Source organism: Mycobacterium marseillense (genome assembly GCF_010731675.1).
GTDB lineage: Bacteria > Actinomycetota > Actinomycetes > Mycobacteriales > Mycobacteriaceae > Mycobacterium > Mycobacterium marseillense.
On the sequence record NZ_AP022584.1, the window covers coordinates 887543 to 913404 of the forward strand.

Genomic DNA, 25862 nt, shown 5'->3' on the forward strand with positions numbered 1-25862 from the left:
CCTCTATCGACTGGTCCGCTGGTTGAACGGCTTGTCACGGTCGGGATCGGCCTCGCGGGGCAGTCCCAGCACCCGCTCGGCGATGATATTGCGCTGGATCTCCGAGGTGCCACCGGCGATGCAGTACTTCTTCATCTCCAGGAACGACCGTGTGCCCGAGGGCATTTCGGTATCGGCGGGCCAGCCGATCGTCAGCTCGGGCCGCAGATCGATGCGGATGCGCCCGGCCCGCTCGTGCAGGTCCGCGCTGACGAGTTTGCGAACGGAGTCGATGGCTCCCGGGTCGCGGTCCGCGGCGACGCTGGCGCGGAAGCTGGCGCTTTGGAGTGCGCGCTCGTCGACGAGCATGTGCTGCAATCGATCCCGTACATCGGCGTCTTGCCACGCTCCGCTGGCGACGGCCTCGGCGATGAGTTGGTCGGCGACGCCCGGGCCGACGACGGGCGGGCCGGTGAGGCTGTTGCGCTCCTGCATCAACGTGCTGATGCCGACCTTCCAGCCGGCGTTGAGCGGGCCCAGTCGCGCCGAGTCGGACACCACGACGTCGGTGAGGAAGACTTCGTTGAATTCGGCGTCGCCCGTCATCTGCCGCAGCGGGCGTACTTCCACGCCGGGGGTGCGCATGTCGAGCAGGAAATAGGTGATGCCGGCGTGTTTGGGCAGCGCCGGATCGGTGCGGGCCATCAGCAGTCCGAAGTCGGCGGTGTTGGCGAAGGAACTCCAGATCTTCTGCCCGTTGACCAGCCAGCGGTCATCGTCGATACGCACCGCCGAGGTCGATAACGACGCCAGGTCCGACCCGGCGCCGGGCTCACTGAAAAGCTGACACCAGCGGTGTTCCCCGCGGGCCAGGGGTCGCAGGTAGGTATCGCGCTGCTCGTCGGTGCCCCACTGCAGGATGGTCGGACCGGCCAGCCACACGCCGACGAAGTCCTCCTCGGGCCGGTCGACCCCGCGGCGGCGCAACTCTTCCACGGCGGCCCCGCCGTCGTCGCGACCGAGCCCCCGGCCGCCGTATTCGGTCGGCCAGGTCGGCGTGGCCCAGCCGGCCTCGCCGAGACGGCGATACCAATCTTGGCGCTCCGGTGAGTATTTCGCGCCGGGCAGCGGTGCCGTGTGATCGTTGGCGACCTCGTCGGTCAGGTTGTCGGCCAGCCAGCGCCGCAGGTCGTCGAGGGCCGGCGATCCGCCCCGCGTGACGGCCGATACGGTTTCGGTTGCCGTCGAACGGTTTTCGGCCACCGCGGTGCCGAGCCGGTTACGGTGCACTGACGGCGTCCCGAACAAGTACTGGTTGGCCTTGGCGCGGCGCAGGTACAGGTGCGCGAAATGCTCCCACGTGTAGCCGATGCCCCCGTGCAGCTGAATCATTTCGGCCGCGTTCTGCACGGCGGCGTCCCCGCAGGCGGCCGCGGCCACCCTGACGGCGAACTCGGCGTCCGCCGCGCCGCCCGCCAGCTGGCGGATCGCGTACCAGGCGCTGCCGGCGCACAATTCGGCGCGCACCGTGGCATCCGCGAGACGGTGCTTGAGCGCTTGAAACCCCCCGATCTGCCGTCCGAACTGCCGGCGATCCAGCAGATACTGCTTGGTGAGCGCGACGCAGCGCTCGGCCAGCACCGCCTGCTCGGCGGCCAGCAGGGCACTCGCCCGCAGGCGCACCCGGGCCAGGGCCGGGCCGGCCGCTCCGGCCGCACCGACTTGGCGGCCCGGAGCCGAGACGAGCCTGAGGTCGGCGAGTCCGCGGGTGCCGTCCAGGGTGGACAGCCGCTCGCAGTGCACACCATCGGGCCCGGTCACCGCGTAAAGCGTTGGGCCGCCGTCGGTCTCCGCCGCGAGCAGTACCACCTGAGCGTCGGCGCCGTCGGGAACGTGGTGAAAGTCGCCGGTGAGCACCCAGGACTGCCCCCGACGTTCGGCCCGGGCGGTGCCCTCGGCAAGCGTCGCGGTCAGCTCACCGGCGACGAGCCCGGGCAGCAGCTCCGCGCACACGGCGTCGTCGCCGGAGGCCAGCAGGGTCTCGGCGCCCAGGCAGACGGTGGGAAGAAACGGCATCGCCCCGAGCTCCCGCGCGAGTTCCTCGCAGACGACGGCCTGCTCGGCCAATCCGGCGCCACTGCCGCCGTACTGCTCGGGAACCGCGATGCCGAGCAGACCCAGTTCCGCGAGCGTTGCCCAACCCGTTTGTCGTGCCGAGGCCGGATCGGCATCGCGCATCTGGTCCAGGGGAAGGTGCTTGGCGACGACGTTGCGCACCATGTTGCGAAGTTCGTCGAGTTCGGAGGCAGACGACAACGCGTCGAGCGAGACGGCCATTTTGTATACAGTAAAGCCGATTTGACGGGTGTCAATGATCTTTCGGCGGCCGTTTACGGCGATAGGTCTCTCGTTGTATGCAATCTTGCTGTAACGACGCCCGGGCCGGCGACAAGCAGCTAGACGACTTCGCGAGGGCGGGCGGGCGGTTCGACGTCCGCGCGGCGCGGCGCTCGCAGCCCCACGAAGCCGAGGATCAGCCCGGCCCCGATTTCACCGACGGCGGTCAGCCAGGAGAACCAGTTGACATTGATCCGCGGTCCCGCGGTGAAGCTGTCTTGGTAGTCGGGAAGAAACGTCGGCAGCACGTGCGCGTAGACGAACAGGGTCGCGCTGCCAAATCCGACGACGATGCCGGCCCAGCGCGCCCCGGGGCGACCGCGCAATATCAATACGAGGGCGGTGACCACGATCAGTCCCTGGATTGTTCCGCCGACCATGACCGCCGGCGGCGATGCCGACATCCCACGCCGGAAATGGTCGATCGCGTGCAAGGAAAACGCGGCGACGAAGCCGATCATCGCCGTCGCTACCGAACGCTGTGCCGTCAGCGCGGTTTCGTTGTCGGACATTGCCTGCTCCCCACTAGCGCCTACTACGCACGGTAGTAACTATGGGGACGCGTTGTAAATACCCACCCGTGACTCGCCGGCCGGGCCGCCGTCGCGCGGGCAGACAAACCCTCGAAAGCCGCGGGGTCAATGCCTGAACGGCTATTCAGAGAAGACACATATGCTCACCGGAAATGAATGTTTCCTAGCAAACTCAAAAACTTCTCCGAATGTGTTTATCGAGCCATCGATAGCCCATTTAAAATCAATGAGAGCGGCTGCCAAAAACAAAGTTCAGCCGGCTTCTAGCCACAGCCGCGCGTTGAACGCGCCACTTCCCGATCAATAACGTCTCTGAGCAACCGGGTACGCCGGCGTGTTCGGTCCAGATCGCCGAAGGGAAATCAGATGTCGTTCGTATTCGCCACCCCAGACGAGCCGTCGGTCTCGGCCGCAAACCTCCAGTCGATCGGCGCCGCGCCGAACGCCCAGAACACCGCCTCGGCAAGCTCGGCGGTTGCGGTCGTTCCCGCGGCGGCGGATGAGGTTTCGGTGCTGACGGCCGCACGCTTTGCCGCTCATGCTCAACGGTTCCAGGAGCTGAGTGCGCGCGCGGCCGCGATCCAAGACCTGATGGCGGTGATGCTGGCCGCCAGCGCCGGCTCGTATGCGGCAACGGAGGCGGCCAACAGGTCGTCGACGGACTGAGCGCCCAAAACTCAAAACGCATTGGCGAGCGCACACTCGGGATCCTTTGACACTGCGCGGACATCGGCCGTGCGTTCTACGCTCAAATCAATCGACGACTACATTCCGGAATGCACGACGATCGACGATATGGTCGTGCGGTACAGCAACTTTTTCGGGCCATTTATGCCCGACGGTAACGCGACCGCGCCAAGGCGCCGGCGCCGTTCTTCTATCACGACGTTTCCTGAAAGGTTTGTTACCCACGGCCGCGATAGCCAGGGCGGTAGAGGGCAAAGCTAATGCGCTGGGTGCCGCGCCTGCGCCCGCCTGCCGATGACACCGGCGCGGGCGGCACAGCCTTCCGGGGCATGGATTTCACGGCCGGTCATAATGGCAAGGGCACCGGCCCTGCGAACCAAAAAGGGATCAGGCCGGGGTGTTGGTGCTCGAGTACGCCCTGAAATTGCGGATCAGCGGAATAACCGCATTGCCCGACGCCGCCGCGCGCTGACGGGAACGAAACGAAGGGTGGCGACGCATCGCTTCGCTACGTTCGCGTTCGCGACGTTGGGCGGCAGCCCATACCGGATGGGACTGAAGGAAGATAACCGTGCCTTCTTGGGTATTCGCCACGATCGTCACTCCTCTCAGACCACCCGCAAAAGCTAGGACAGTGGTTATTGGATCGTGATTCCAGAATGCCCGCCGCATCCTGAGACCAAACCATCCGCCAAGATGAGAAAACACCGTGAATTCCTAAAACCTCGTCCGAATGCCGTCACCGTGCCGCCGTCCGTGCTGGCCGACCGCGATTCGAACCATAGCGGCGGGCTCCGACAATTCCCGTTTACCGTCGTGCACCCTCGGCTGCTAGGGTCCCTTGCTTATGCCGGAGATCGATCGCCGCCGCATGATTTTGACAACCGGGATCGGCGTGCTGGCAGCCGCGCTGCCGGCCCCGAACGCCTGGGCCTCGCCGGCCGGACGGGATGCGCCCGCCGGCCGAATACCGGCGCCCGCCGCGCCCAGCGGCCAGGCCGGGACCTACATATTCGCCGACGAATTCGACGGGCCCGCCGGTTCGGCACCCGACGCGTCCAAATGGGTGGTGGCGAAAGCCCGCGAGACGATCAAGGACCCGACCTACTGGGAGCGCCCCGAGAACATCGGCCAGTACCGCGATGATCGCCGGAACGTGTTCGTCGACGGCAAGTCCAATCTGGTCCTGCGCGCCGCCAAGGACGGGCCCACCTACTACAGCGGCAAGGTTCAAAGCGTGTGGCGCGGCGGGGTCGGCCACACCTGGGAGGCCCGGATCAAGCTCAACTGCCTGACCGCGGGCGCCTGGCCCGCCTACTGGCTGGGCAACGAGGACCAGGGCGAAATCGATGTCATGGAGTGGTACGGCAACGGCAACTGGCCGTCGGCCACCACCGTCCACGCCAAGGCCAACGGCGGCGAATGGAAGACCCACAACATCGCGGTAGACAGCGGATGGCACACCTGGCGATGCCAGTGGGACGAGGCCGGCATCCGGTTCTGGAAGGACTACGCCGACGGCGCCCAACCTTACTTCGACGTGCCGGCCAGTTCCCTGCCCGATTGGCCGTTCAACGGGCCGGGTTACACGGCCTATCCGGTGTTCAATCTGGCGGTCGCCGGCTCCGGAGGCGGCGACCCCGGACCCGGCACCTATCCCGCAGACATGCTCATCGACTGGATCCGCGTCTGGTAGACCGGCGCGCTCAGTGCGTCAGCAGGGCGGTCGCGCTCCAGACCCTACCCCCCGGGTGGCGGGGATCCGGCTGCGGCAACCACGCGAGCGGGCGCATCACCAGCGGTAAGCGATGCATCCGGTGGGCGGCCAGGTACAGCGCTTCCACGTCGACGGTGCGCCAGCCGAGGTTTTCGAAGTACGCCAGCCCATTCTCGGGGGCGAACTTGAAGGGCGCGTTCTGCAACATGCCCGCCATCTTCTTGTTCATCATCTTCTTCAAACCGGGACCAGCGAAGTCGAGCATCCACCAGTGGACCTCGGGCCGCTTGATCGCGGCGGAAAGGGCGGTCACGTCGGTGTCGTCCAGATACATCAAGAGGCCCTCGGTCAGCACCAGCGCCTTGGTTGCGCCGTCGAGCGCCTCGTTCAGGAAGGCGCCCCGGGCCTGCGGGTCGGCGAGATCGACGGCGGCCCGCGTCAACCGGCAGCGCGGTACCTGCTCGGCCAGCACCTGCGTCTTTTCCGAGAGCAGCTTCGGCAGATCCGCCTCCACCCAGACGAAGTCGGGCGGCAGGTCCAGCCGATACGGCCGCGTGTCCAGCCCGGCGGCCAGATTCAATACCCGGTCGCAGCCGGCGGCGATCGCCTCGGCGATGGCGTCGTCGATGATCTTGGTCCGTGCGACCAGCCACCATCCGTTGCGGGTCGTGCGGGGGACGTTGTCGACGATCGCGCGGCCGTGCTCACCGGCGAGAAGTCCGGCGAGCGGGTCGCTGAACAACGCGTCGGGACGGGCCGATTCGGTGGCCCGGTGTAACGCCGTCCATCGAGCCGTATCCGAAACATGCGTGATCGTGTGCGCTGGTCCTGACATACGTTGCGTTATAGCAGCATCGTCGTCGCCCGACGGATCGGCCCCGCCCGCGCAGCTTTCGCGCGAGAGCGCGACTACCGACGGTCTCTCTCGGGAAACGTGTCGGCAGTTGCACTCTCGCGCGTCGGGATAGCCCGCGGCGGGGTCCCACTGGGATCTAGAGCTGCGCCCAGACCGACTTCGTCTTGAGGTAGATCTCGAGGCCCTCTTTGCCGAACTCGTGACCCCAGCCCGACTGCTTGTAGCCGCCGAAGGGCACGTCGTGGTCGAAGACCAACTGGCAGTTGACCTGAACGCTGCCGGCCTGCAGCCGCCGCATGATCCGGTGGGCCCGACCGAGGTTCTCCGTCCACGCGGTCGCGGCCAGGCCGTAGGTGGTGTCGTTGGCCAGGGCCACGGCCTCGTCTTCGTCGTCGAACGGCAGGATGGTGACCACCGGGCCGAAGATTTCCTGCTGGTACAGCCGCATCCCCGGGTCGACGTTGGTCAGCACCGTCGGGTGGACGAAGTAGCCCTTGCGGTCCAGGCGGTGGCCGCCGGTGACCACTTCCACGCCGTCCTTCTTGCCTTCGTCGATGAAGCCCATCACCCGGGTCAGCTGCTTCTGGCTGATCAGCGGACCGCTGACGCAGCCCTCCTCGCTGGGGGCGCCCAGCTTGAACGAATTCGCCATCATCGCAATGCCTTCCACGACCCGGTCGTAGACGCCGCGCTGGGCGAAGATGCGCGATCCGCACACGCAGCCCTGGCCGGAGTGCACGAAGATGCCCAGCGACGCCATCATGATCGCGTTGTCCAGATTGGCGTCGTCGAAGATCAGCACCGGGGATTTCCCGCCGAGTTCGAGCGTGACTTTCTTCAGGTTGTCCGCCGAGGCCCGCACGATCTCCTTGCCGACCTCGGTCGAGCCGGTGAAGGCGACCTTCTGGACGTCGGGGTGCGCGGTGATCGCGGCGCCCGCGGTGTGGCCGTAGCCGGTCAGCAGGTTGACGACGCCCTCGGGCACGCCGGCCTCGTGAATGAGCCTGTCCAACAACAGCGCCGACAGCGGCGTCTCCTCGGCGGGCTTGACGAGCAGGCTGCCGCCCGCGGCCAGGGCCGGCGCGAGCTTCGCGCTGGCGTTGAAGATCGGGCCGTTCCACGGGAAGATCAGGCCCACCACGCTGTACGGCTCCTTGAGCGTGTAGGCGTGCATGTTGACGTAGTTGTCGGTCGCGATGCCGTCGGTCTTCACGTCGTAGGCGACGCCGTTGATCTTCGAACACCAACCGGCGTAGTAGCGGAAGAACTCCGAACAGGTGGACATCTGTAACTGGGCCTGCATCAAGGGCATTCCCGTGTTCAAGGAGTCGAGTTGGGCGAACTCTTCGGCGTGTTCGTCGATCAAATCCCCGATCCGCCACAAGATCTTGGCGCGCTCGCGGCCGGGAAGGTCGGACCAGACGCCCGATTCGAACGACGCCTTCGCCCGCGCGGCGGCGTCGTTGACCGCTTCCTGCCCGCAGTCGGTGAATTCGGTGATCGTCTCTTCGGTCGCGGGATCGATGACCGTGATGACGTCACCCGTTCCGGGGCGCTTTCGAATGTCGTCCAGTACCGCCTGCACCGTCATCTGATCCCTTTCGCCTTGCCAGTCATCGCACCCAGCGCCGAATGCGCTCAGTGCTGAGCACTTGCTTAGCATTCTGCACACGGCTGGTCAAGCATTCGCCGGCGGATGGCCTCAGCGCAGTTCTTGGATGCGAATGAGGTTGCCTGCGGGATCGCGGACGGCGCAGTCGCGAAGGCCGTACGGCTGGTCGGTGGGCTCCTGGACGATGTCGACGTCATTGCCCTGCAGCCGTTCGAAGGTGCCGTCCAGGTCCTTGGTGGCCAGCAGCAGTGTGGCGTAGCTGCCCTTGGCCATCATCTCGGCGATGGTGCGGCGCTCGTCGTCGGTGAGGCCCGGGTTGGCGGCCGGGGGGTTCAACACGATGGAGGTGTCCGGCTGGTTCGGTGGGCCGACCGTGATCCAGCGCATCGTGCCCTTGCCGACGTCGAGGCGGACTTCGAAGCCGAGGACGTCGCGATAGAAGGCGAGTGACGATTCCGGATCGTCATGGGGAAGAAAGCTCGAGTGAATAGTGATGTTCATGCGGTCAGGCTAGGTCCGGTGCGACAGCGGCTGCTTCTCGATTCCTGATCGGTCTCGTCACCTGTTTGGCCACGCATGCCGGTATGCCGGCCAGCGCATCGGTCGACTGCCGGCGGAAGGTGCTGGGCGGCACACCGACCAATTCGGTGAATCGACTGCTGAAGGTGCCCAATGAGGAGCAGCCGACCGCGAAGCACACCTCGGTGACGCTCAGGTCGCCGCGGCGAAGCAGCGCCATCGCGCGCTCGATGCGTCGCGTCATCAAGTAGGAGTACGGCGATTCGCCGTAGGCAGACCTGAATTCGCGGCTGAGGTGGCCCGCGGACATGTGCGCGTCACGGGCCAGCGCTTCGACGTTCAACGGCTGCGTGTAGTCCCGGTCGATGCGATCCCGGACACGGCGCAGCAGAACCAGCGTCCGAAGCCGCCGCGCCGTCGCGTCCGATCTGGCGGTCACTCCGGGGTGCAATCGGTTAAACGCCGACAAGTTCGGGGTGGAACTTGGCCGCCATGCGGCGAATGCCCTCCTGCCAGTCGACGGTGGTGCCGCCGATGAGCTCGTGCATGCGGTCGACGGTCGTGGGGTTGCCGCGCAGCGCCTGTTCGCTCGCCTCGAAGACCGGTTCTTTGCCGACCAGCGAGCCGAGGTAGTCACACCACTCCTGCAGGCTCACGGTCTGGTCGCCACACCAGTTGACGGTGGTCGCCGGGACCGACGCGACCTCCAGCAGCTTGGGGATGGTGGCGATGATGTCGTCCTCGTGAATCGGGTTGTAGCGGGCCGGTTCACCGGGCGGGACCGGGATCGGGATGCCGGCCAGCATCATCTCCATGTGGTAGAACGGCCATCCGCCGTTGTCGCCGTAGGGGACGTTGAGCCGGGCGATCGTCGTGGGCAGCCCGATCACCCGCGCCACCGAACGGGCGACCACCTCGCCGGCGATTTTGGAGATGGAATACGTGGGAAACAGCGGCTTGTGGTTGTCACCCAGGGCGGAGCGCTCGCTGCGGGGGTCGTCGCCCGGCGGGTCGTAGACCGCGGCCGACGAGCAATGCAGGAAGGCCTTCGCCTCGCGGCAGTGCGCCATGAGCAGGCCGACCGATTCCGCGTTGGCCGCCAGGTCCTTGTCCCAACTACCGCTTTTGGCTACCGCCAAGTTGAGGACGTAATCGAAATCCTTTGGTAAGCCGTTGAAGTCGCCGGCGGCCAAATTCACCGTCTCGCATCGGATTCCGGCCTCCTCGAGGCCGTGCCGCGCGGCGGGATCGGTGAAGCGGGCGATTCCCCACACTTCGTTGTCGGCCGCCAGCGCCCGGGCGATGGGGGTCGCTATCTGACCGGTCGGACCGGTGATCAGGATCTTCGAGCCGCGCATGGGCGCAATGCTAGCGAGGAGCCGATCGGCCGTCAGTGGATCGGTCAACGTTCTCCGGCCCGGATGGCGAATCACAGCCCGGGCTGGTCGTCGATGATGCCCAGCCATATCTGCGCGACGTCGATGGCCACCTTCTCACTGATGAAGGCGTGCTGGGTTCCGGTGTAGATGTCACGGAAGGCGCGCTCCAGCCGGCTGCCCTCCCGGATGGAGCTGGTCCCGGCGACCAGGTGGGCCCACTCGGCGCAGCCCCGGGCGGTGTCGGTGGCGTAGACGGCGGCCACCCGCATGTCGGCGCGCAGGTCCGGTGTCAGCTCCTCCCCCGACGCCACCGCCGCCTCCGCGGTGGTGAACGCGTCGAGCACCAGCAGACGGGCCGCGCGCCAGGCCGCGCGGTGGTGCGCCAGTCCCTTCTGGAAGGTCGGGCGGCTGGCCAGCGACGCCATGTCGCTCATCCGGAATTTTGTCGCGGCCAGCTCTTGCACATCGTCGAGCATGCTCTTGGCGACCCCCAGCGCCCACGACGCGTGTCCGGCGGCGGTGACGGGCATCAGCCCCATCCGGGTGGCGGGCGACGTGCCGCGGCGGGGCCGCCGCGTGAACAGTTCGAACGTGCGGCCGGCGGGGACGAACACGTCGGTGGCGCTGTAGTCGTAGGAGCCGGTCCCCTTGAGCCCCTGGACAAACCAGCCGTCGTTGAAGCTGATCTCGCAGCGGGGAATGATGGCGACCCGCATCTCGGGGAAACCTTCACTGATCCAGCGCATCTCGCCGTTGTCCATCGGCAGGAATCCGGCCGCGACGTATTGCGAGTGGCCGATGCCCGAACCGAAGTTCCACGCGCCGGTGACGACGTAACCGCCGTCGACGGCAGCTCCCTGCCCGTTGGGAAAGAACTGACCGCCCAGGGTGACGCGGTTGTCGTGGGCGGTGAACACCTCGGCAAAGCCCTCGTCGGGCAGGTAGGCCGCAGCGGCGAAGGACGACGGCAGATTGGCGATCCCCACCCAGCCGAATGACCCGTCCTGCCAAGCCATTTCGATCCAGGTCTCGATCATCTCGGTGAACGACGGCTCGACGCCACCGGCCGCTATCGGGTTGAACGCCGCCATCAACCCGCTAGCCCACATCTCGTCGACGATCGCCGGAGTCAGCGTGCGCATGCGTTCGGATTCGGGGGCTTGTGCAGCAACCAGCTCGCGCATGCCGCGCGCCAGCGCGACAACCCGGTCTTCGGTGTCGGCGATCGAGGTCATGGGGGTGACCGTATCAACCAGTCATGGCTTTGAGAACGAAAATCGGCCGTCGCGGCACGTCGTTTACGGTGTGGTTGTGCGCTGGATCGTCGACGGCATGAATGTGATCGGAAGCCGCCCCGATGGTTGGTGGAAGGACCGCGAGGGTGCGATGGTCACATTGGTGGAAACGCTGAATCGGTGGGCCTCGAGTCAAGGAGAAACGGTGACAGTGGTTTTTGAGCGACCGCCTTCGAGGGCCATCGCGTCGTCGGTGGTCGAGATCGCGCACGCACCCAGGGCGGCCGCGAATTCGGCCGACGATGAGATCGTGCGGCTCGTCGCGGCCGACTCTGCGCCGCACCACATTCGCGTGGTGACGTCCGACCGCGCGCTGACTGAGCGGGTGCGAAACCTGGGCGCCTCCGTCCACCGGTCGGAAGGCTTCCGCGACCTCGTCGATCCGCGGGACCGATGACCGCGGGCGAACCGGGCCCGGCGCCCAACCGGGTGTGCGCACTCGCGCGCATCGACATCCCGATCATGCAGGCGCCGATGACCTACATCGCCGGCGCCCAACTGGCCGCGGCGGTGTCGAACGCCGGCGCGCTGGGCATCATCGAGACCACCTCGGATCAGGGTCGAGCCGACCTGCGGCGCGTACGCGACCTGACCGACGGCGCCGTGGGCGCCAACATCGCGCTGCTGTTCAACCGCGATCCCGCCATGCTGGAATTGCTTGTCGCCAATGACATTCGGTTCGTGACCACCTCGGCCGGGGATCCCTCGCTGTTCACCGACCGGCTGCACGACGCGGGCATCACGGTCTTCCACGTGGTGGGCACCCTGGCCGCGGCGCGCAAGGCCGTCGACGCCGGGGTGGACGGGCTCGTGGTCGAAGGCGTCGAGGGTGGTGGGTTCAAGAACCGCTTCGGGGCGTCCACCATGGTGCTGCTGCCCTTGGTGGCGGCCCACGTCGACGTCCCCATCGTGGCCGCCGGCGGGATCTGCGACGCCCGATCGATGGCGGCCGCGTTCGTCCTCGGCGCCGAGGCGGTACAGATGGGCACGCGGCTACTCGCCTCGGCGGACTCGCCGGTGCACGGCAACCTCAAGCAAGCGGTCGTCGACGCCGACGAGACGGGCACGGTAATGCTCCCCCTCGACGGCAAGCGAATGATGCGGGTCATCCGCACGCCCGCCGCCGAGCGGCTGGACGCCGCGACGTCCGCCGGTGAGGGCGCCGCGGCGCTGCAACGCGTGCAGCGGCTCTACTTCGACGGCGACCTGGACGCCAGCGTCGCCAACACCGGCCAGGTGGCCGGCCGGATCCACGACCTGCCCCCCGCCGCCGAGATCATCCAGCAGATGTGGAAAGGCTGCCGCGAGGCGCTGGCCGCCACCGCCGACCGCCTCGGGACGGTCGGCGATGGCGAAGCCGGCGCCTAGCGCGCCGTGAGATCAGCCCGCCGCGGCCAGTGCGGCGTCGTAGTTGGGCTCCTGCGCGATCTCGGGCACCAACTCGGTGTAGGCGACATTGCCGTCGGCGCCGATCACCACGATGGCCCGCGCAAGCAGCCCGGCCATCGGACCGTCGGTGAGGGTCACCCCGTAGTCCTCGCCGAAGCTGTCCCGGAACGCCGACGCCGTCTTGACGTTCTCGATGCCCTCGGCGCCACAGAAGCGCGCCTGCGCGAACGGCAGATCCTTCGAGACGTTCACGACGGTCGCCCCGCCCCCGGCGGCGCGCTCGTTGAAGGTCCGCACGCTGGTCGCGCACACCGGCGTGTCGATGGACGGAAAGATGTTGAGCACCACGGGCTTACCGCCGAATTGCTCGCTGCTGACCGGGGCCAGATCGCCGCCCGTCAGGCTGAAGCCCGGGGCTTTGGATCCGACGGCAGGCAGCTCGCCGACAGTGTTGATCGGGTTTCCACGCAACGTTATCTGTGCCATGGGCACAGTCTGCCAACACCGCTTCCGACGTCACGGGGCAGGGTGCGCGCAGGCCCGTGTCCTAATTAGTGGGATAGATGGCGTAGACGACACACCCTGCTATGCCCAACACTGGGTTCATGCCTCGCAAGGTGGTCATCGCCGGGTATCCGGGGGTGCAGCCGCTCGACGTGGTCGGACCGCACGACGTGTTCACGACCGCGTCGCTGTTGACGGGCGGCAGCTACGACGTCACCGTGGCCTCGGTCGACGGCCGACCAGTGTCGACGCCCACCGGGCTGGCCTTCGTCGCCACGCCGTTGCCGGATCCGGGCGACCCGATCGACACGGTCGTGCTGCCCGGCGGCGGCGGGATCGACGCGGCGCGCGCCGACGCCGAGCTCGTCGCCTGGGTCAAGGCCGTCGCCGGACATGCCCGGCGCCTGGTGACGGTGTGCACCGGCGCATTCCTCGCCGCGCAGGCGGGGCTGCTGGACGGGCAGCGGGTGACCACGCACTGGGCCTTCGCGGAACGTTTGGCGAGCGAGTTCCCCGCTATCGACGTCGACGCCGACCCGATCTTCGTCCGGAGCTCCGAGACCGTGTGGACCGCGGCGGGGGTCACGGCGGGCATCGACCTCGCGCTCGCGCTGATCGAGGAGGACCACGGCACCGAGGTCGCCCAGACGGTGGCGCGTTGGCTGGTGCTGTATCTGCGCCGCCCCGGCGGGCAGACGCAGTTCGCGGCGCCGGTGTGGATGCCGCGGGCCCGGCGCGACTCGATCCGCGAGGTGCAGGAGACCATCGAGGCCGAACCGGGCGGCCCGCACAGCGTCGACGATCTGGCCCGCCGGGCGGCGATGAGCCCGCGCCACTTCACCCGCGTGTTCACCGCGGAAATCGGCGAGGCGCCCGGCCAATACGTCGAGCGCATCCGCACCGAAGCCGCGCGCCGCCAGTTGGAGGAGACCGACGACACCGTCGTCGCGATCGCCGCCCGGTGCGGGTTCGGTACCGCCGAAACGATGCGCCGCAATTTCCTTCGCCGCGTGGGCATTTCGCCCGATCAGTACCGCAAAGCCTTCGCTTAGCCGGAAAGGACGACACTCATGACCCAAATCGCCATGGTGGCCTATCCAGGATTCACCGCGCTGGACATGATCGGCCCCTATGAGGTGCTGCGCAACCTCCCCGGCGCCGAGGTGCGGTTCGTCTGGCACGAGTCCGGCCCGATCACCGCCGACTCCGGCGTGCTGGTCATCGGCGCCACGCACACCCTGGCCGAAACACCTTCTCCGGACGTCATTCTCGTCCCCGGCGGCCCCTCAACCCCGGTCCATGCGCGCGACGACGCGCTGCTCGACTGGCTGCGCCGCGCGCACCGCACCGCGAGTTGGACGGCGTCGGTGTGTTCGGGCTCAGTGATCCTGGCGGCCGCAGGCCTGCTCGAGGGTCGGCGGGCGACGTCGCACTGGCTGACGATTCCCGCGCTGAAAGCCTTCGGCGCCGTCCCCGTGGCCGACGAACGAATCGTGCACCAGGACGACATTGTCACCAGCGCGGGCGTGTCTGCCGGGCTCGACCTCGCGCTGTGGCTGGCCGGGCAGATCGGCGGCGAAAACCGGGCCAAGGCAATCCAACTCGCGCTCGAATACGACCCGCAGCCGCCGTTCGACTCGGGCCACATGTCGAAGGCGTCGGCCACCACGAAGGCCGCGGCGACTGCGCTGCTGTCCAAGGACGGCGTGAAGCCCGCCAACGTCAAGGCCACGGCCTTGCTGGCCTGGGAGCAGGCGCTGGGCAAGGTGCGGTCGCGGCGGCGGCGGCGGTCGAATTCCAACGCCGAGTGTGCGATTCACGACGCGATACGCCGGTGATGCGTCGCAGACCGCACGCTCGGCGGTAGGACGCTAGGCGTTGGGCTGCAGGATCTCCGTCGTGGCGAGCTGCCCGCCGGCCTGCATCCACGCCGCGACGACACGGGGTGCGTCACGATCGGGGTTGTAGATGTCCTCCTCGCTGGAGAACAGGCCGCCGCCGGCATAGACCAGCCGGGTCCAGTTGGGGAACCAAAACGGTTCGCCCTCCGGATCGGTGGGATGGTCCAGCAGGTTCTTGATCATGACGACGACGGCGTCGTTGTCCTCGTCGTGGGCGATCCAGTCGTTGGGAAAGCGCATGTGCGGAAAGGGCGCCATCACCGCGACGATCCAGTCCCGGACCGCCTCGCGCCCGTGGAAGACGCCGTAGTGATGCTCGGTGTAGACGACGTCTTCGGTGAACAGATCCGCGAACGGGCGCCAGTCGCCCGACGCGCTGCATCCTTCGACGACCTTGGTGTAGTTCTCGACGGCTTTGTCGATTTCTGCCCTGCTGAATTTGCCCATAGCGGACACATTAGAACGTGTTTCGGTTTTGGGTTGCCCGTTGCGAATAGGGTTGTCGAATGAACGTGTGGGAGCAGTTCGACTTGCGCGGCAAGCGGGCGTTGGTGACCGGTGCGTCCAGCGGCATCGGCAAGAACGTGGCCCAGGCGTATCTGCAAGCCGGCGCCCACGTGGCCCTCGCGGCACGGAATTTCGAAGCCTTGCAACGCGTCGCCGGCGAGCTGGCCGCAGACCGCAGCGACGTCCACGGCAAGGTGGTGCCGATCCGTTGTGACGTGACGCAACCGGACCAGGTGGGCGTCATGGTGGACCGGGTGATCGCGGAGTTGGGCGGCATCGATATCGCCGTGTGCAACGCAGGGATCATCTCCGTCACCCCGATGCTGGAGATGTCGCCGGAAGAGTTCCAGCGCATCCAGGACACCAACGTGACCGGAGTCTTTCTCACCGCGCAGGCGGCGGCCCGGGCGATGGTCCGGCAGGGAGAAGGCGGCGCCATCATCACCACGGCCTCGATGTCGGGGCACATCATCAATGTCCCGCAGCAGGTTGGCCATTACTGCGCCTCCAAGGCGGCCGTCATCCACCTGACCAAGGCGATGGCCGTCGAATTCGCCCCACACAACATTCGGGTCAACAGCGTCAGTCCCGGCTACATCCGCACCGAGCTCGTCGAGCCCCTCGAGGAGTACCACCGCGTGTGGGAACCCAAGATTCCGCTCGGACGCATCGGCCGGCCCGAGGAACTCACCGGCCTCTACCTGTATCTGGCCAGTGAGGCGTCCAGCTACATGACCGGTTCGGACCTCGTCATCGACGGCGGCTACAGCTGCCCGTAGCGCGCCATCACCGCTCGATCTCGCCGGAGATCCCGCGCTCGATGTTCGCCCGTGCGCCCGACGGCAGCACCAACACACCGTCGAGTTCGTTACGCGCCAGCTCGTAGGCGCGCTGACGTTCGTGCGCCGCCGCCGCGGGGTCGGCCGCCACCCGCAGCAGGCTTTGGGCGCGCGCAATTCGTTGCTGGTCCGCGCGGGAAAAGTCGTTGCGGCGCCGGCGTATCGCTTCGGCCTCCGCGGCGTTGAACGCGGTCGCGTAATCCTCGACGGCGGCCATGTATTGCGCGGCGGCGTCGCGATCGTCGAGGAGATCTTCGGCCTTGGCGGGCCGCAGAAACTCGGCGCGGAGTTTGGCTTTGTGGAACGCGACCGTCAGCGCATCGCGCATGTCGGTCATGAGCGGGAAGTCCAGCAGCTTGGCGACGTCGAGTTCGTACTCGAGCCAGCGATCGTCGGTGCGCTTGTGCTCGTCGAGGACGCGCCGGATCGCACGCCACTGGGCCGCGTGGTTGTGCGCGCCCGCGCCGGCGGGCGCGTCGGGCAGTGGGGTCCGGTCGGCCTCCCGCGCCTGCTCGTCGGCGCGCCGCCGGTAGGCGCCGAATGCGCGCACCGCGGCGATGATCGCGCCCGTCAGCGGCAGGATGAGGATCAGCAGCTCCGCGAACCGGAATAGCAAGCCCACATGGCCAGGATGCCATCAGGGCCGCCGGCGCCGGCCACCTCAGTGGGCGCCCAAACCGCCGCCGAGGTATTCGGCGCGACATGCCCGACGGGCCAGCTTGCCGCTGGTGGTCCGCGGAATGGCACCGGCCGGCAGCAGGCGCACGTCGGAAACGGTCAGACCGTGCCGCTGCGAGATCGCTTCGCGGATCGCCTCGACCGCCGGCTGCGTGTCCTGACGGCTGGTGCCGGCGGCACGTTCGGCGACGACGACGAGCCGGTCGGCGCCCGGGTTCATTTCGGCCGGTACGGAAAACGCGGTCACGTATCCGCGCCGAACCATCGGGGACGCCTCCGCGACGGTGGCCTCGATGTCGTGGGGATAGTGGTTGCGGCCGTCGATCGTGACCAGGTCCGCCACCCGTCCCGTCACGTATAGCTCGCCGTCGAGGTACACGCCCAGATCACCGGTGCGCAGCCACGAGCGTTGCAGATCGGCACCGTCGGCATGACTGCCGTGGCTCAAGCGCGATCGCAGCTCGGCACCGAACGCCCGCCGCGTCGCCTCGGGAAGACCCCAGTATCCGCGACCAATGTTGTTGCCCTGCAACCAGATTTCGCCCACCTCGCCGTCCGGCAATTCGGCGGCGTCGCCGGGGTCGACGATCACGGCCCATTCGCTGCGCGCCACCTGTCCGCATGACACCTGCGCGACGGCGTTGGAAGCGTCCGCGGGCACGCGCACCGCGCGCCCGGCGCCCAGCAGTTCGCGGTCGAAGTACACCGCCGTGGCCTCGGCCGCAGGGGCGATGGTCGCGACAAGCAGCGTTCCCTCGGCGATGCCGTAGGACGGTTTGAACGCGGTGCGGGGCAACCCATATGGCGCGAACGCCTTGTTGAAGGTCCTGATCGCGTCGATGCTCACCGGTTCGGAGCCGATGATCATCACCACGTTGCGAAGATCGATGTCCTCGCCGCCGGCAGGCAGGCCGCGCTGCGCCGCCCACTCGTAGGCGAAGTTCGGCGCCGCGGTGACGACGTTGCCCTGCCGCGAACCGTCGGACAGCGCCTGGATCCACCGCAGCGGCCGGCGGACGAACGCGGCCGGCGACATCAGTGTGGAATGGCCGCCGTAGACCGCCGGAAAGCCGATCATCGACAAACCCATGTCGTGGTAGAGCGGTAACCAGCTGACGCCGTGGGTGTTTCGGTCCAGCAGGTCGATCGACAGAATCATCTGCACCAGGTTGGTGCCGACCGCGCGGTGGGTGATCTCGACGCCGACCGGCGGCCGGGTGGAACCCGACGTGTACTGCAGGTGCGACACGTCGTCCATGCCGAGCTCGGTCGCCACGAACGACTCCCCCGCCGAATCGGGGATCCGGTCGATGGCGATCACCTCCGCGCGGCCCAGGTGCGGGTGATCGGCCAGGAATTTTTCGACCGCGCCCTGCGCGGTGGTGGTCGTGAGCAGGACCGTGGGCTTCGAGTCGCGCAACGCGGTATCCAGGCGCTCGGCATGCCCGGGCAATTCCGGGGCGAACAACGGGACCGCGATGGTTCCGGCCTTGACCGCCGCGTAGAACCCGGCGACGTAGTCGATGCCCTGCGGCGCGAGGACCGCAACGCGCTCACCACGGCTCGCGACCTGCTGGATGCGCGCGCCGACGGCTTCCAACCGGACACCGAACTGGGTCCATGTCACCTCTTCGGCCTTGCCATCTCCTGGGCCGCTGTAGTCCAGGTAGCGATAGGCCACCGCGTCGCCGACGTTGGCGATGTTGCGGTCGATGAGCGATATCAGGTTGACGCCCGGCGGCAGCGCGATACCCCCGTCGCCGTCCAGGCAGTCCTCGATTCGGAGCAGCCCGGGGACACCGGCGTCGGGCGGGGAACCGTGATCCATGAGCGCAAGTCTAGGCAAGATGCCCAACGGGCTCCGGTTCCCCGATGCGGGCAAACGTCAAGCGGGGCGGCCGCATTCGCAGATCGCGGTAACCGCCCGCGCTTGTCCTGCGCTGCTGCGATCAACCCGATCCGCCCGCCACCCGGCGTGGGCGGTAGCCTACCCGCGAGCGGCGTCGAGGGCCGTTGCGTTCGCTATCACCAGGAGTTGTCATGTCGGGCCGGAAGTTCTCCTTCGAAATCACCCGTACCAGCAGCGCGCCCCCCGCGACGCTGTTCCGGCTCGTCGCCGACGGCGCCAACTGGTCGCAGTGGGCCAAGCCGATCGTGTTGCGCTCGAGTTGGGCCCGCCAGGGCGATCCCGCGCCGGGTGGTATCGGGGCCATCCGCAAGGTGGGCATGTGGCCCGTCTTCGTGCAGGAGGAGACCGTCGCATACGAGCCGGACCGCCGCCACGCCTACAAGTTGGTGGGGCCACCGACCCCGGCCAAGGACTACGCCGGCGAGGTGGTCTTCACGCCGAATGCCGCGGGTGGCACGGACATCCGCTGGACCGGGTCATTCACCGAAGGCGTGCGCGGAACGGGGCCGGTGATGCGCGCCGCGATGGGCGGCGCGGTTCGATTCTTTGCCGGCCGCCTGGTGAAGGCCGCCGAGCGTGAGTCGAACGCCGGGCGCTAGCAGGTCCGAAATACGCGGCCCGCGAAGCCCACTCGCGAGGGTGGTCGGGCAGGCGAGCCGCTACTTGGACTCGATCTCGTCCTGATACTTCTTGGTCATGTGCGCGACGGCGTCGAGCTGTGACTGCGCGAGGCTCTCCCGGGCCTGCCCGGCGCGCGCCGCGGCGTCCAGCGTCGGCTGAGCCTGGCCCTGAAAGTGCGGCATCACCTCGGCGGCGAACAACTCGGCGGATCGCCTGGTGGCCGCCGGGTTCGCCCACTCGTGACCCATCTGCAGCATGCAACCGAACCCGCCGGACTGGTCCCACAGCCGCTGCACCTGCTCGCGCGCCCGCTCGGGCGTGCCGATCACACCCGCGCCGTTGTCGTTGATGACATCGATCATCTCGTCGAGTTGTTCTCCCGGCATCGTCATCTGCGGGAACGCGGCCACCTTCTGGAAGTACCGGAACCATGGCTCGATCCCGAACTTGACCTCTTCGCGGGCCTGCTTTTCGGTCTCGGCGAGATGGAACAGGCCGACCAAGCTCCAGTTCGTGCGGTCGACCTGCGCGCCGAACGCCGCCGCGCGCTCCTCGACGATGTCCCAGTGGTACGACAGCGCGTTGAAGCCCTCAACGGTCAGCGTCGCCCCGATGGACAGCAGGCCGATGCCGTGCTTGCCGGCCAGCCGCGCGCCCGTCGGTGACGCGACGGCGGCGACCGACAGCGGGATCCCGCCGTCGGAGTACGGGGCAAGCTGCAACCGGGCGTCGAACAGCTGATGGGTAGCCGTTTTGGCGCTCACCGTCTCCCCCGCCAGCAGCCGGACGACGATGTCGAGGTTCGTTTCCAGCAGCTCCCGCGTGTCGGTGGGGGTGAGTCCGATCATCGACGAATCGCTGGGCAGCGAGCCCGGCCCGACACCGCCGATGATGCGGCCATGGGTGAGATGGTCCAGCAGCATCAGCCGGTCCGCGACCCACAGCGGATTGTGATACGACAGCGAAATCACCCCGGTGCCGAATCGGATTCGCTTCGCGCGTTCGGCGGCGGCGGCGATGAAAACCTCCGGGGAACTGATGATTTCGCTTCCGGCCGAGTGGTGCTCGCCCAGCCAGACTTCGTCAAAGCCGAGGGCGTCGAGGTGCTCGATGAATGCGAGATCGCGCTGCAGGGCCAGCGTCGGATTGGTGCCCGCGCGATGGAAGGGAGCGATGAAATATCCAAACCTGAGCTTGCCCATGGGGATCCCTTTGCAGTCGAGTCCCCCGAACCATAGCTCAACGGCCGCTGCGGGAAGCCAGAAGAAAAAACCCAGGAGTTATCAGCCGGTGGGGCCAGGTAACCATGGCCCCACCGGCTAGGCAAACAAGTCTGGGACTTCGAACTAGAACAGGCTCAACGACGGTGGCTGATCACGGGTAGCCGCCGCAGACGTTGCCGACGCATCCGCCGCCACCGCCCGGGCCACCGCCGCCACCGCCGACGCCGGGGATGCTGCCGCCCCCACCGCCGGGACCGCCGCCGCCGGTGGGTCCGCCGGGCACGCTGCCGCCGCCGCCACCGGGACCGCCGCCGCCGGTGGGTCCGCCGGGCACGCTGCCGCCGCCGCCACCGGGACCGCCGCCGCCGGTGGGTCCACCGGGCGCATTTCCACCGCCGCCCTCACCGGGTGCCGTGGAGGGTGCGACGCTCGAAGACGGCGTGGTCGTCGGGGTGGTCGTGCTGCTGGGGCCTTCTTTATGACCGCCGCCGCATCCGACCGCCAGTACGAGCATGGCCGCGCCGCCGAACAGGGCGACCGTTGTCCTCGGTCCAGATCCCATCAGATCCCCCAATCTCCACTTGCGCCACATCGCGACGCCCACTGTTTCTTACCCCGGGGCGCGGGCGCGCAAACTATTTCCGCCGTCGCGATCGCAACGGGGAACGGTGGCCGGCGGGGCCATCGCGCAAAAGTGGGGGTGAGCCGATGCCCCGGCGGAGCCGCAGCGGCACAAGGGAATCTGGCCAACGCGGGGGATCCGGCTCATCGAGGCTTTAAGAGCCGATGGCCCATCTCGGGCCTATGGACCATCGGCGATTCAAATCGTATCTGTGTGTGGCCTGTGCCGTACGCGGAATGTTCTGACTCGTAAATTAGAAAATTTCTTATATTCACTAAGTAGACCGTTCGTGAACCGGTCTTATGCGGCCGCGCAAGGCTGTGACCAGGGCCGCAGCCGAAAACGCGGCTATCCCTCCTTGGTGATCAGCTTGCGCAGCGCCACGCGGTCGGGCTTCAGCAGTTCGGCGATGCGGGGCTGGTTCACCTCGGCGACGATGATTTCGCCGACCTCCTGGTAAACCTCGCTGAAGATGCCGTGGGACTTCATCTTCGACGTCTGGTACAGGTTGTCCTCGGTCGGCGTCACGTAGATCACCCCGTCGGCCTTGAAGCGGTGCACCAGCCAGAGGTGGATCAAGGTCATCAGTCGCTTCTGCCGCAGTTTCTCCGCGAAGGTGTTCTGGTCGCGCACCTGAAGGATGCTGCGGCCGTGCCGGTCCTTGATCGGGTCGACGACCACGTTGGCCAGCTGCTCGTCGTCATTGCCGTAGATGCCGAGTTCGAGCACGTCCGAGCCGGCCCGGCGGGGCCGCAGCTGCACCCGCAGTTTCTCGCCGAGGTCGTAGTTCTCGCTCCACATCGCCAGCCACTCCTCGAGCAGCTTCTTGGGCACCTCGGTCTGCACCAGGTGCTGGTGCTGGGTCGAACCTTCGCCCATCGACTTGGTGGTCGCGGTGCGGCCCGAGGAGGCCGTGAGCGCGGCGTCGCTGCGCGGCCCCCCGACCAGGGTTTGCGGTGTGCGGTAAGGGGATTCGACCAGACGCATCTTGCGCTGCAGGCGGGCCAGCGCCAGCATGCCGTCCTGTTGCAGCGAGGTGGCGAACTCCTCGGCGGCGACGCCGTCGATCTGGTGTCCGCCGTAGGTGATGAAGTTGAAGACGAAACCCATCTTGCCCAGTTCCTCGGGGAACTGCTTCATCTGCTCGTCGGTCATGCCGGTGGTGTCCCAGTTGAACGACGGGGACAGGTTGTAGGCCAGCATCTGGTCGGGAAACTTGGCGTGGATGGCGTCGGCGAACTGCCGGGCGTCGTCCAGGTCGGCGGTCTTGGTCTCCATCCACAGCAGGTCGGCGAACGGCGCGGCGGCCAGCGATTTGGCGATGGCGTACGGGATGCCGCCACGGATCTGGTAGTAGCCCTCGGGCGTCTTCGAGAGTTCGCAGTCCCAGCCGGGGTCGACGCCCAGCTCCTTGGCCTTGGCCTTGGCCGAGTAGAGCGAGGCGGTCGCCGCGAACTCCCGCCACTCGTCGGCGCTCATGTCAGCCGGTTCGTCCTCGCTGGCGGCGAAGGCGAGCACGTCGGCGACGGCCTCGCCGTAGGTCATCAGGCCGGCGTCGTCCTCCCAGGCCGCCACGAACCGCGACTCGACCTGGTCGAACAAGTCGTCGATCGACTGTTGACCGTCCTCGCGCCAGGCATTGACGGCATCGGAGACGATGCCCTGGATCCCTTGGCGCTCAAGCCATGCTGTGGCCTCGGCGTACTCCCCTTCGGGCAGCGCGTAGAGAAGGTGGCCATTGAGATCTTTGACGCCCAGCTCGTAGAAGCGACGCACCAGCGCCAGGAAGCACGACTTGTACGACGGGATCTTGAGGTTGGTGGCGCCGAGCAGGAACGGCTGGTCACGCTCGTCGGCGCGGCTGTCCAGCAGGTTGGCGGCCTCGGCGTCGGTGCGCGCGACGATGATGCCCGGCACCTTCATGATGTCGAGTTGGAAGCGCGCGGTGTTGAGGCGTTTGATCTGTTCGTCGGACGGCACCAAGACCTTGCCGCCCTGGTGGCCGCACTTCTTGGTGCCGGGGCGCTGGTCTTCGATGTGGTAGCCGGGCACGCCGACCTCGACGAACCGACGTATCAGGTTGCGCACGTGCGGGTCACCGCCGTGGCCGGTGTCCGCGTCGGCGATGATGAACGGCCGGTAGTCGTAGACCGTGGCCGTGGCGCGCTGCTTCTCGCTCATTTGCAGGCGCTGGTACTGCTGGTTGCGGTCGGCGGTGAGCAGGGCGCGCACCAGTACCGCGGCGTCGTCGGGGACCTGGCTCAGCGGGTAGCTGGCGAGGTCGGGGCCGGGATCCTCGGTGGTGGAACCCTTGGCCGACGTGGCCCAACCGCCCAGGTAGATCCCCTCGATGCCCATCCGCTTCATCGCGACCGCCTGGCCGGGCGAGTACGGGCCGAACGTCGTGATGCTCTTCTTCTGGGCGAACAGCTCACGCAACCGCTCGTAGAAGGCCGCCGCAGCGTTTCGCGCCACGGTGTAGTCGGTCGGGATGGTGCCGCGCTGCTCTGCTACCTGGCGGGCGGTGTACAGGCGGGTGATCCGGGCAAAGCGCGGATCGTCGAAGTATTGCTGCGTGGCAGCGACCTCGTCGTCGAACGATGGCCGGACTTGTGTGTCCTTGTCGATGATCGCCATGTCTTAACGCCCCTCTCCGGCACGACTCCACTGAACGTGAGTCTATCCCCGCGAAGGGCAGTTCAATCAGGAGTCGAAGGACTCAGGCGAAGGTGATCTGAATACGCTGGGGCACAAAATATTTCGAGGCGTCACCCATCACTGACCGCCGCGCGCCGGGCCAGCCAGTCCCGCTGACGACCGACGAACGCGGCGTCGACGACTTTGCCGTGGCCCGGGACGTAGAGGGCGTCGGGGCCACCCACCTCGAGCAGCCGCTCGAGGGTCGCCGGCCAGGCCGCCACGTCGGAGTCGGCGTCGATCGCGGGGTCGGCGGACTCCTCAACCAGGTCACCGGTGAACACCACCACCCTCTCGCCGGCATTGGCTGCTGGGGCGATCACCACCAGGTCGGAAGTGGTGTGGCCGCGCCCGAGGTGCGTGATCGCCACCGCGCGATCCCCCAGCGCGACCGACGCGTCGTAGACACCGCGGCGGGGAGGCCGCAAGGCGGCGATCGCCGCGTCCACCTCGGCTGCGCCGGCGCCGTACCGCAGCGCCTCGGCGCGGATCTGCTCGGTCGCCGACGCGAGGTACCCGACCACCTCGGGCGCGCAATAGATCTCCGCCCGGCCGAACAGCGAGGAGCCCAGGACATGGTCGAAGTGCTTGTGCGTCAAGACGATATGGCTCACCGGTCGCTCGGCGAGCTGACGGACGTCGGCGTCGATAGCGGCCGCCTCGGTCAACGTGGTGCCCGTGTCGACGAGCAGCGTTCCGGTGCGGCCGCGTACCAGGCCGATCGTGACGTCGCAGAACGGGAGCCGGCAACGATGCACCCCGGCGGCCAGCGTCTCCCACGCGAAATGCATACCCGGGAAGGTAACCCCCGGGGGCTTGCTTCCGGGCGCCGAGGCGGCCGGTTTCGAGCGTCACCGCACCGGCTATCTCCCCGAGATGGCTATCACCGATTCCCGCGAGGTCGTCATCGAGGCGACGCCGGACGAAATTCTGGATGTGTTGTTCGACCTCGAGTCGCTGACCGAATGGTCGTCGGCGCACAAGAAGGTCGAGGTGCTCGAGCGGGACGAGCAGAACCACCCGACCAGATCCAGGCAGGTGGTCAAACTCGTCGGCGTCAGCGACGAACAGGAACTCGCCTACACCGTGCACGACGACGGCGTCGGCTGGACCCTGATCAGCTCCAAACAGCAACGCGCTCAGGAGGGCCGGTACACGTTGACACCCGACGGGGACTCCACCCGGGTCCGCTTCGACCTCACCGTCGACCTGGTGGCGCCCGTTCCCGGATTCCTGGTCAAAAAAGGCGCCAAAAGCCTGATGGACACGGCCACCGAGGGATTGCGCAAGCGGGTGCTCGAAGTAGAGAAGCGTGGTAAGTAGCCGCGGTCGTCGCCGGAAAACTTGTGCTTTCGCAGCGCGCGGGCGCGGGTCAGACTGTTTTCATGGACGCGAGGCACGTGGTTCGCCGGATTGCGGCGCTGCTGGGCGCGGCGACGCTGCTGGGGGCGCTGGTCGGCTGCGGCGCAGACGGTGACAGCCAGCCGACGTCGTCTCCGGCGCCGAAGGTCACGACGCTCGGAAAGACGGCGCCCAACGCGCCCGCCGGCGGGCCGTTGACGATCAGCAGCCCGGCGTTTGCCGATGGTGCCCCGATTCCGGTGCAGTACACCTGCAAGGGCGCCGGCGTCGCCCCGCCGTTGGTGTGGTCGGCGCCGCTGGGCGCGGCGCTGGTCCTCGACGACCCCGACGCCCCGGCCGGGTTGTACGTGCACTGGGTGGTGATCGGGATCGCCCCCGGTCCCGGCAGCACGGCGGAAGGTCAGACTCCGGCGGGCGCCATCACCCTGCCGAACACGGCGGGCCAGTCGGCGTATCAGGGTCCCTGTCCCCCGGCCGGAACCGGCACACATCGTTACCGGTTCACGCTCTATCAGCTTCCCAATGACTACCAACTGCCCGGCGGCCTCGCGGGAGTGCAGGCCGCGCAGGCGATCGCCGGCGCCGCGACCGCGCAGGCGCAGCTCGTCGGGGCGTTCGGCGGCTAATCCGTCCCCG

The 25862-nt window shown here is 67.6% G+C and carries 27 protein-coding genes; 10 read left to right on the forward strand and 17 right to left on the reverse strand.

Annotation, left to right across the window (positions count from 1 at the left end):
• Window positions 1-3: 3 nt before the first annotated feature.
• Together G6N26_RS03960 and G6N26_RS26060 are read right to left on the reverse strand one after the other, a co-directional pair.
• A complete protein-coding gene (locus G6N26_RS03960; RefSeq protein WP_083017216.1) occupies window positions 4-2316 on the reverse strand; it encodes an acyl-CoA dehydrogenase in 2313 nt (770 codons plus the stop codon).
• A 119-nt stretch (window positions 2317-2435) separates the two neighbouring features.
• Window positions 2436-2888, reverse strand: a complete 453-nt coding sequence (locus G6N26_RS26060; RefSeq protein WP_232067533.1) for a hypothetical protein — start codon at window positions 2886-2888, stop codon at window positions 2436-2438.
• Between the two features lie 387 nt (window positions 2889-3275).
• Between G6N26_RS26060 and G6N26_RS03970 the strand changes: the two genes are divergently transcribed.
• The gene (locus tag G6N26_RS03970) at window positions 3276-3575 is read left to right on the forward strand and encodes a PE family protein (RefSeq protein ID WP_083017218.1); all 300 of its coding nucleotides are present in this window, start codon (window positions 3276-3278) and stop codon (window positions 3573-3575) included.
• Between the two features lie 408 nt (window positions 3576-3983).
• On the opposite strand, the gene G6N26_RS03975 is transcribed toward G6N26_RS03970, so the two are convergent.
• Window positions 3984-4190, reverse strand: a complete 207-nt coding sequence (locus G6N26_RS03975) for a hypothetical protein (protein ID WP_131813321.1) — start codon at window positions 4188-4190, stop codon at window positions 3984-3986.
• A 253-nt stretch (window positions 4191-4443) separates the two neighbouring features.
• Between G6N26_RS03975 and G6N26_RS03980 the strand changes: the two genes are divergently transcribed.
• A complete protein-coding gene (locus tag G6N26_RS03980; protein WP_083017220.1) occupies window positions 4444-5292 on the forward strand; it encodes a glycoside hydrolase family 16 protein in 849 nt (282 codons plus the stop codon).
• Between the two features lie 10 nt (window positions 5293-5302).
• On the opposite strand, the gene G6N26_RS03985 is transcribed toward G6N26_RS03980, so the two are convergent.
• The 6 genes from G6N26_RS03985 to G6N26_RS04010 all read right to left on the reverse strand — a co-directional run bounded on the left by G6N26_RS03985 (window position 5303) and on the right by G6N26_RS04010 (window position 10914).
• Window positions 5303-6148, reverse strand: a complete 846-nt coding sequence (locus tag G6N26_RS03985) for a class I SAM-dependent methyltransferase (protein ID WP_083017222.1) — start codon at window positions 6146-6148, stop codon at window positions 5303-5305.
• 157 nt (window positions 6149-6305) lie between these two features.
• A complete protein-coding gene (locus tag G6N26_RS03990; RefSeq protein ID WP_083017224.1) occupies window positions 6306-7760 on the reverse strand; it encodes an aldehyde dehydrogenase family protein in 1455 nt (484 codons plus the stop codon).
• A 111-nt stretch (window positions 7761-7871) separates the two neighbouring features.
• On the reverse strand, window positions 7872-8282 hold the full coding sequence (locus G6N26_RS03995; protein ID WP_083017226.1) for a VOC family protein: 411 nt from the start codon (window positions 8280-8282) through the stop codon (window positions 7872-7874).
• A gap of 4 nt (window positions 8283-8286) precedes the next feature.
• Window positions 8287-8739: a helix-turn-helix transcriptional regulator gene (locus G6N26_RS04000; RefSeq protein WP_083017228.1), complete on the reverse strand. Its 453-nt coding sequence runs from the start codon at window positions 8737-8739 to the stop codon at window positions 8287-8289.
• 16 nt (window positions 8740-8755) lie between these two features.
• Entirely contained in the window at window positions 8756-9658 is a 903-nt protein-coding gene (locus G6N26_RS04005) for an NAD-dependent epimerase/dehydratase family protein (protein ID WP_067169621.1), read from the reverse strand.
• A 71-nt stretch (window positions 9659-9729) separates the two neighbouring features.
• Window positions 9730-10914 (reverse strand): acyl-CoA dehydrogenase family protein, encoded by a 1185-nt coding sequence (locus tag G6N26_RS04010; protein WP_067169618.1) that lies wholly within the window; start codon window positions 10912-10914, stop codon window positions 9730-9732.
• A gap of 76 nt (window positions 10915-10990) precedes the next feature.
• Between G6N26_RS04010 and G6N26_RS04015 the strand changes: the two genes are divergently transcribed.
• Complete coding sequence (locus G6N26_RS04015; RefSeq protein WP_083017266.1) at window positions 10991-11371, forward strand: NYN domain-containing protein; 381 nt, start codon at window positions 10991-10993, stop codon at window positions 11369-11371.
• 77 nt (window positions 11372-11448) lie between these two features.
• The gene (locus tag G6N26_RS04020) at window positions 11449-12342 is read left to right on the forward strand and encodes an NAD(P)H-dependent flavin oxidoreductase (protein ID WP_232067565.1); all 894 of its coding nucleotides are present in this window, start codon (window positions 11449-11451) and stop codon (window positions 12340-12342) included.
• Between the two features lie 12 nt (window positions 12343-12354).
• Here the strand turns inward: G6N26_RS04020 and tpx are convergent, their stop codons facing one another.
• The gene (tpx, locus tag G6N26_RS04025; protein ID WP_067169612.1) at window positions 12355-12849 is read right to left on the reverse strand and encodes a thiol peroxidase; all 495 of its coding nucleotides are present in this window, start codon (window positions 12847-12849) and stop codon (window positions 12355-12357) included.
• 119 nt (window positions 12850-12968) lie between these two features.
• On the opposite strand from tpx, the gene G6N26_RS04030 reads away from it, so the two are divergent.
• A complete protein-coding gene (locus G6N26_RS04030) occupies window positions 12969-13919 on the forward strand; it encodes a GlxA family transcriptional regulator (RefSeq protein ID WP_067169948.1) in 951 nt (316 codons plus the stop codon).
• 18 nt (window positions 13920-13937) lie between these two features.
• Window positions 13938-14705, forward strand: coding sequence for a DJ-1/PfpI family protein (locus G6N26_RS04035; RefSeq protein ID WP_083017232.1), 768 nt, complete (start codon window positions 13938-13940; stop codon window positions 14703-14705).
• Window positions 14706-14738: 33 nt separating this feature from the next.
• On the opposite strand, the gene G6N26_RS04040 is transcribed toward G6N26_RS04035, so the two are convergent.
• Window positions 14739-15215 carry a nuclear transport factor 2 family protein gene (locus tag G6N26_RS04040; protein WP_067169606.1) on the reverse strand — a complete coding sequence of 159 codons (477 nt, stop codon included), beginning with the start codon at window positions 15213-15215 and terminating at the stop codon, window positions 14739-14741.
• A gap of 59 nt (window positions 15216-15274) precedes the next feature.
• Between G6N26_RS04040 and G6N26_RS04045 the strand changes: the two genes are divergently transcribed.
• Complete coding sequence (locus G6N26_RS04045; protein ID WP_067169602.1) at window positions 15275-16054, forward strand: SDR family oxidoreductase; 780 nt, start codon at window positions 15275-15277, stop codon at window positions 16052-16054.
• Between the two features lie 7 nt (window positions 16055-16061).
• On the opposite strand, the gene G6N26_RS04050 is transcribed toward G6N26_RS04045, so the two are convergent.
• Both G6N26_RS04050 and G6N26_RS04055 read right to left on the reverse strand, forming a co-directional pair.
• Window positions 16062-16736, reverse strand: coding sequence for a hypothetical protein (locus G6N26_RS04050; RefSeq protein ID WP_067169600.1), 675 nt, complete (start codon window positions 16734-16736; stop codon window positions 16062-16064).
• A gap of 39 nt (window positions 16737-16775) precedes the next feature.
• Window positions 16776-18620 carry a fatty acyl-AMP ligase gene (locus G6N26_RS04055; protein WP_067169597.1) on the reverse strand — a complete coding sequence of 615 codons (1845 nt, stop codon included), beginning with the start codon at window positions 18618-18620 and terminating at the stop codon, window positions 16776-16778.
• A gap of 212 nt (window positions 18621-18832) precedes the next feature.
• Between G6N26_RS04055 and G6N26_RS04060 the strand changes: the two genes are divergently transcribed.
• Window positions 18833-19300 carry an SRPBCC family protein gene (locus G6N26_RS04060; RefSeq protein ID WP_067169594.1) on the forward strand — a complete coding sequence of 156 codons (468 nt, stop codon included), beginning with the start codon at window positions 18833-18835 and terminating at the stop codon, window positions 19298-19300.
• A 60-nt stretch (window positions 19301-19360) separates the two neighbouring features.
• On the opposite strand, the gene G6N26_RS04065 is transcribed toward G6N26_RS04060, so the two are convergent.
• The 4 genes from G6N26_RS04065 to G6N26_RS04080 all read right to left on the reverse strand — a co-directional run bounded on the left by G6N26_RS04065 (window position 19361) and on the right by G6N26_RS04080 (window position 24655).
• Entirely contained in the window at window positions 19361-20524 is a 1164-nt protein-coding gene (locus G6N26_RS04065; RefSeq protein ID WP_067169590.1) for an LLM class flavin-dependent oxidoreductase, read from the reverse strand.
• 172 nt (window positions 20525-20696) lie between these two features.
• Window positions 20697-21107 (reverse strand): hypothetical protein, encoded by a 411-nt coding sequence (locus G6N26_RS25895; RefSeq protein ID WP_067169587.1) that lies wholly within the window; start codon window positions 21105-21107, stop codon window positions 20697-20699.
• 408 nt (window positions 21108-21515) lie between these two features.
• On the reverse strand, window positions 21516-23804 hold the full coding sequence (gene aceA / locus G6N26_RS04075; RefSeq protein WP_067169584.1) for an isocitrate lyase ICL2: 2289 nt from the start codon (window positions 23802-23804) through the stop codon (window positions 21516-21518).
• A gap of 131 nt (window positions 23805-23935) precedes the next feature.
• Window positions 23936-24655 (reverse strand): MBL fold metallo-hydrolase, encoded by a 720-nt coding sequence (locus G6N26_RS04080; RefSeq protein ID WP_083017236.1) that lies wholly within the window; start codon window positions 24653-24655, stop codon window positions 23936-23938.
• 85 nt (window positions 24656-24740) lie between these two features.
• Between G6N26_RS04080 and G6N26_RS04085 the strand changes: the two genes are divergently transcribed.
• Complete coding sequence (locus tag G6N26_RS04085) at window positions 24741-25187, forward strand: SRPBCC family protein (protein WP_067169944.1); 447 nt, start codon at window positions 24741-24743, stop codon at window positions 25185-25187.
• 62 nt (window positions 25188-25249) lie between these two features.
• Window positions 25250-25852, forward strand: a complete 603-nt coding sequence (locus G6N26_RS04090) for a YbhB/YbcL family Raf kinase inhibitor-like protein (RefSeq protein ID WP_067169579.1) — start codon at window positions 25250-25252, stop codon at window positions 25850-25852.
• Window positions 25853-25862 lie beyond the last annotated feature (10 nt).